Origin of the sequence: Mesorhizobium sp. M0633, assembly GCF_040320645.1 — a bacterium.
GTDB lineage: Bacteria > Pseudomonadota > Alphaproteobacteria > Rhizobiales > Rhizobiaceae > Mesorhizobium.
In genome coordinates this window covers 1-6,203 of the sequence record NZ_JAMYQC010000081.1, presented here as the reverse complement: position 1 = coordinate 6,203, position 6,203 = coordinate 1, and the positions used below count along the sequence as shown (strand labels likewise).

Sequence of the window (6,203 nt, the reverse complement as noted above, 5' to 3'; positions counted from 1 at the left end):
GGCCGCGGAAGACATAAAGATCGCCGGCATGCGGATCCCGGCCCAACGTCTCCTGAACCTGCAGAGCGAGGCCTTGCATTCCGCGACGCATATCGGTCCGGCCGACCGCCAACCAGATCCGCACCTGGCTCGGAACCGGGATCATGAAACGCCCAGCGCCTTCACCATCGCCGCCGCCAGTGTCGGCGGCGTGGTCAGCGGAATCCGCAGCCGCACCTTGCAGGCGATCTCCAGCTCGATCACCGCTGGGGGCGCCGCCGGCACCGACGCGGCGACAGGCTCATCGGGAACCACGACAACTTCGGCAAAGCCCGTCTCGCGGGCTCTCAGCGTGCGGCGCCACTTATAGATCAGGCTGGTCGCGACATCGTACTGACGCGCCACCGCCGCCACTGTGGCCCCGGGCGCGAATGCCGCGGCAAGTATCCGGCACTGATCCTCTTCACGCCAACGACGACGACGCTCCGGTCCGGTCAATAACGTCACATGGCTCATGCTGTGCTGCTAACTACGCTCGTAAGGACAACCTTAAGAGCGCAGCCTCGCTACCGTGCCATGCTCACGCAAGGCGGCCTTCGCCGGAGGCGTACGCCGCATCAATCAACCCCCAGTTCATGGACCTAATAGCGACACGGTGACGTTGTCAGTGTTGCCACACTCCGCCATCGCCAGCGGAGTTTGGGAAACGTGCAGCAGACCGCGCGGCGAGCCGGTGAGCGGCTTCGGCGCCATTATCGGGCCCAGCTACCGAACGCCCCGAGCGGATTGCCACGCCATGACGATGATGGCGGACTATCACCGGCATTAGCGATCTGACGCCCGGCGCGCTGGTTGCCGCATCACATGATACGGCGGCGTTTTCCATCGGTCTGTGATCCACCGGCGTGGCTGGGCCTCATACCACGACAACATACGACTGGAGGCAAGTCCCGACTGCCTGGCACTAGAATAGACTGTACGCAATCCAACAGCGGACGTTCCAACATACACACCTTCAGGCAGTCCGGTGCTTATCAATGAGTTCTTTCACCCTCTTTTTGCGGTGCTTCTCGGCGAGCGCACAGCGTTCCCTTATGTCCGCACATTTCAGCTGCGCGTCCCGAAAAAGCGTTTTTGCTGCGGATACCTGGTCGTCGAATGATCTTTTTCCTGGTCCTCCTCCGAACTGCAGAGCATCCCTGCATTCTTCAAGACTCTCCGGTAACACACTGCCGAGGTGGCTGGCCAACTCGCATCGGCGCTCCGCCACGGAGCTATCCAGAGACAGGCGCCTGGTGATCTCGCTAACTAGTGTGTGGGCCTTCCTGAAAGGAACGCCTCGCGACGCCATCCGTTCTGCGGCGACTGACGTCATCGGTGAGCCGTCTTCCAGATTTTCACGCATCGACCGGACGTTGAAAGACATAAATTTTACGATGAGCGATGTGAGGGTGATGGCCCTCTTCAAGGCATCTTCTGCAATGCCCAGAGGAGAGCAGCCGTAGTTGCTTGCTTCGATCGAGTTGCTGAAAGGCGATTTGCAGGTAGCCGTTGCTGCAGATACGTATGCGCCAATCACGGTGCTTGCCGACCCCTTTATGTGTTCAAGCAGAAACGGGTTCTTCTTTTGAGGCAGCATGGAAGAGCCGCCAGCAAGATTGTGAGGAATGTCGATGAGAGCGAACTCGCGCGTTGTCCAAACCTGCAGGTCCTGGGCCACACGAGTTAGCAAGATTGAAACGCCAGCGAACACTGAAAGCCCTTGCAGGTGATGATCGCGGCTTGCAACCGCATCAAGTGAGTTGAATGACGGTAATTCGAATCCCAGAAGATTTGCGGTCTTCAAGGGATCTATAGGCATGCTGGTGCCTCCGCCCGCACCCGCCCCCATAGGGCAATTCCTGATGTCTTCCAGCAGGCAATGGAGGCGCCGGCGCTCGCGCCCCAGAGCGAAGAAGACGCCGAGCAGGTAGTGCCCTGGCGACCCAGGGAGTGCGATCTGGTACTGACTGTACAGCGGAGCCACAATTTTCGATGCTTCCTCCACTCGCTGAAGCAGGGCATCCTGTGCAGTTCCTATCTGTTGCGAGATGGAACACGCAGCTTCTCGAAAGGCCAAGAGAGAAATGGTCGCGTTCAAGTCGTTACGGGATCTGGCAAGGTGCAGCCAGCCGGCCTTTTCCGAGCCAGCTCTGGCCGCAAGTTCGGCCTCATAGGCCAGATAGACACCACGCGGAGCATCGCGGCCCTCCAAAGACTGAAAGCTCTCGTCCTGGAGGTCCAAGATGTGCTTGAGGAGATCGGCGGCGCCTGCCTGGCTGACCAAGTCCTGATCCGCCAGCATCACCAGATGTGCTTCGTCTATGGTCGCCTGGTGCCGCAGAAGGCGACCGTCGCGCGAGATTTCGATAGGCGGAGCGAGCAACTTCATCGCTTCGGGATGTAGGTTCCACCTGCCCTGGCTTGACCCAGCTTCTTGCTTGTCGTCCGACTCTCCGGTAGCCGCCTCAATATCCATCACAGTGGAATCGATCATCCGTTCAGCTGCCGCGGCGGCGGCATTGAGTTCATCAGCGACGCCTATGGCGTAGGCCACCCGGTCTCTAAAGTCGCCATTTATTCGAACTTTCTCCCCCTCAGATTTCAGAAGACCCGCTTCAGGCACTGTAGATTCTGGATTTCGAGAAAAGCCCAGGCGTTTGAGCTTCCCGGACGTGTGAGCAAGTCGGAAACGGATGGCTCCCGCCCTTGCGCTCGCCCGTGGAGGCGTGAACCCTTCTCCCGCGTAAAGTCTAATTACCATGTCAAGGATTGACGTGCCCAAGGCATGCGACAGCATGACCGGAATCATTCCTCCAGCCAGCCTGGGATTGACCTCAATGATGACTGGGCCCGACTCCGCTATCACGAACTCTACATGAGCCGGTCCGAACTCCAGGCCGAGAGCCGATACCGCGCTCACGGCAAAAGAGGACAATCCCCGGAGGGACGGCTCCGAGAGCGGGGCCGGGAAGTCGTGCCCCACCTCCACGAAGCAGGGAGGCGGGCCTTTGTGCTTGGCAAGAATTCCAAGGCAATGCATCATCCCATCGCACGCAATTATCTCTGCCGAGTATTCCTTACCCTCGACATATTGCTGGATGAGGATGTCGGGACTGGACAGATCCACTTGATCGAGCAGTGCGACCCTTGCAATCTCAAACGCCCTGATGGCGGCTGCGGCAGTAGCGCACAACCTCACGCCGCTACTACCGCTTCCGGACACCGGCTTGACAACCACCGGCAGAGTAGCTTGGGCAAGAATATTCTCGACGTCCCTGACGGAAGTGGCCAGCCGAGTTTCAGGGATCGTGATTGATTGTCGCTGCAACTCGGCCGCTTGCTGCCATTTGTTCCGGCATGTAGCTATAGCCTCCGGATTCGCTGCTGGCAGCCCAATCGCCGTCGCGATATTTGCCGCTGCTTCCACAAAATAATCCGACGATGAATATATTCCTTCCAGCCCTCTTAATTTGGCGGCGACCCCAATGAGTTCATCCGGACTTCGCGTTTCAGCTTCGATAACTTGGGCGAGGGAGTCCCTAAGAAACGGATAGCGCGCAGGGTTGCGGGTAACAAGGTAGGTCTCAAAGCCCAGGAGTCGGGCCCGCTTCATCAATAGTTCGCCAGTGCCCGTCGTGTTGCTTTCCACGAAAAGGAAGCTACCTCGGTTCATCAAACTTCCTCCAAAAGGCTCAGGACAGCTTCGCGGGTTCTCCGTTCCCAAAGATATCGGTTCCACGGTGGGAGGGCGGTCGAGGGGTGATTTTCGGTGGCCGGCGCGCCCAGCAGAACACTGTCGTTTAGACATGCGTTCTGCTTTAGCCACTCGCGGTCGTATGCAGCTTCGACGTAGCGGTGGCCTTCATCAGGACATATGACGACTACAGTCTCTTCTGGACACTGCCGAGCACGCCAGCGCCCCACGATGTAGCTCGCTCCAGAGGTCGGACCGGCGAAAACGGCGTGGCGCTCGTGGAGGGTTCGCATTGCAGCAAATGCGAGCGGAGCCGAGATGAGATGCACCTCGTCATAGAGTTCATGCTTCACGTTCTTGGGCACAAGACTGTTCCCCAGCCCCCGCAGTTTCCGTTCGCCATCCTGTTGGCCAAAAATGACGCTATTGAAGGTGTCCACTCCAATCAGGCGCGCGCGAGGGGCTTTTTGGCGGAGGCGCTCTATCGTTCCGCAAGTAGAGCCGCCTGACCCCACAGAACCGACCAAAGTTACGTCGGCGCCCAATATCCCCGATATTTGATCGGCGAAGAGCTTATAGGCTGCGGGGTTGTCGGGTGTTTCGTATTGCCGGGGCCAGAAACAGGAGTGGCCCAACTTTCTCATCCTAGCGTGTAATGCGTCGAGGCGGCTTCTTTGATAACCACCCTCCCTCGCCTTTTCAGTTATTATGAAGACTTCGGCTCCCAAGGAGCTCAACCTGTTTTCCAGGCCTTTGTCCATCACTGGGTCTGTGAAGATTTCGAGTTGGAATCCACATTCCCGGCAAACCACGGCCAAACCGAGCGCGAAGGTCCCGCTCGAGGTCTCGAGAACTTTCATGCCGTGCGTCAAAGCCCCTCGAGCCAGCGCTTGCTCAATGATGTACTTCGCAGGGAGAAGCTTCATGAACGCGAACTGCGCAAGATATAGGTTTGTCTCACACCTAATAATGCTGGGAAGAGCATAGGCATCAGAATAGCCGGAGAATGGGAGGCGTTTGCGAACAGCGTCCATATTGCTTACCTTACCGGCAACCAGTCATGGTCAGATATATTTTTGGCGAGTTGTCGAACGGCGATACATGGGCGAGCACTGCCCGAAGCTTCCGTGGAAAGTCAGCCGCCATTCGATCAAGCAGGATTCCAATCATTGTGCCGCTGTGCGCGACTATGACCCCGAGAGCGTCAGTGGCCTCGGATGCTTTCAGCATGGAGTTCAGATGCTCCTTTGGAGCCCGCTCCTGATGCAGGAGCGCGCTGGTCGTAGCTATTCTGCCTATCGTGGCCGTGTCACCCCGCGGAATTGCGATCCGTGCGCGTTCGAGTAATTGGTGATATTCCGCTCTGTGACTGGCGGATATTACACCTCGCCGTTGATCATAGTCGACAGTTTCGACAGTCCCTCCTTCATCGATACCCACGATTGCAAGCGGCGGCATTTGCCCAAGGAAGGAGAGAAGGCTACATGCACGCTGCTGATATGCGACCACTCCTGGGTACATCACCCCGTCGGATGGCTCGATCTCCGCCATTAGCTTCTCCATCAATGATGTCCGGACTCTACGCTTGAAGCAGCAGGCGATTGACCGTGCCGTCGCAACAAGATCCGCAGACGAACTCGCCAGCCCTTTGCCTTCGGGGAGCTCAGATTGCAAAAGGAGGATTCCTCCTGAGGCGCCGAGTGCAATCACGAGATTCTCCGCCAGCCGTTTAGCTTTGACTTTATGGGACGGATAAACGGTTACGCATTGTGTGCCTGCAATTGGCTTGAAGTGAGCTCGCGCAAAGAGCGCGATAGGCATGGTGACCAAGAAATTAGGGTCCCGGGAAACGGACCCGACCGGTAACTGGCCTTGGAGCAACTCGCCGAATGTGCCGCAACAAAGAGCGTTGCTAGAATGAACCCTTAGCTGCTGCCCGTCCTCGGCGATAATCTCAGCCGCATCTGCGCCATCGAATGTCTGGTGATAGAAGTATGGCCTCCAAACTTCATCGGCGGCCGCTTCCACAAGTTCTCTAGCCGCAATGCTCACCCCGCTTCCCGGAGGGCCGATTGGATGGGTAGAATTTTGGATCGCCATATCACTTCCCCGTCAGATTCATTGAAGTGTGATTTGCCGCTACAGACGAGACCGGATCATTGGAAGATGGGCTCGCGTTTCAGTCGGGATACTTTCAAGTACCTAGGGCGCCTAGGTGCCTGACCTCAGGTTTTGGAGAAGCTACCATCGTCATCGATTTTAGGTGAGCAAAGGTTCTGTGAAATTACTTGTAGGATCTGTTGCACTGTTTGATTACCGGCAGAGTGGCATGGAGTGGTCTCAGCGAATTTGGGTGCCGGTGACGTTCAGGGGACGCCGTTTTGAGGGGACTGTCGGGAATTCTGTGCGCGAGGCCATGATGATGGAAAGGAGAGAATCATCGCATGGCTATTGAGAAGGAACTTCTGGACCAACTGCTTGCCGGCCG

General features: G+C 57.4%; 5 protein-coding genes and 1 pseudogene. 1 reads left to right on the top strand and 5 read right to left on the bottom strand.

Features of this window, described 5'->3' with window-relative positions:
• Together tnpB and tnpA are read right to left on the bottom strand one after the other, a co-directional pair.
• The coding region (gene tnpB, locus NKI47_RS34425; protein ID WP_352596191.1) for an IS66 family insertion sequence element accessory protein TnpB at positions 1–145 on the bottom strand (145 nt) is incomplete at its 3' end.
• A complete protein-coding gene (tnpA, locus tag NKI47_RS34420) occupies positions 142–495 on the bottom strand; it encodes an IS66-like element accessory protein TnpA (protein WP_352596188.1) in 354 nt (117 codons plus the stop codon). The genes tnpA and tnpB, both read right to left, overlap by 4 nt.
• A 320-nt stretch (positions 496–815) precedes the next feature.
• Between tnpA and NKI47_RS35325 the strand changes: the two are divergent.
• Positions 816–942 (top strand): annotated as a pseudogene (locus NKI47_RS35325) (IS110 family transposase); the annotation flags it as partial.
• A gap of 52 nt (positions 943–994) precedes the next feature.
• Here the strand turns inward: NKI47_RS35325 and NKI47_RS34415 are convergent.
• Genes NKI47_RS34415 through NKI47_RS34405 form a run of 3 tightly spaced genes read right to left on the bottom strand, consistent with a single transcriptional unit; the run spans position 995 to position 5,815 of the window.
• Complete coding sequence (locus NKI47_RS34415) at positions 995–3,694, bottom strand: lyase family protein (RefSeq protein WP_352596185.1); 2,700 nt, start codon at positions 3,692–3,694, stop codon at positions 995–997.
• Positions 3,694–4,749 carry a cysteine synthase family protein gene (locus NKI47_RS34410; protein WP_352596182.1) on the bottom strand — a complete coding sequence of 352 codons (1,056 nt, stop codon included), beginning with the start codon at positions 4,747–4,749 and terminating at the stop codon, positions 3,694–3,696. Before NKI47_RS34410 ends, NKI47_RS34415 begins: the two co-directional genes overlap by 1 nt.
• A gap of 10 nt (positions 4,750–4,759) precedes the next feature.
• Positions 4,760–5,815: a GHMP family kinase ATP-binding protein gene (locus NKI47_RS34405; RefSeq protein WP_352596179.1), complete on the bottom strand. Its 1,056-nt coding sequence runs from the start codon at positions 5,813–5,815 to the stop codon at positions 4,760–4,762.
• Between the last annotated feature and the right edge of the window lie 388 nt (positions 5,816–6,203).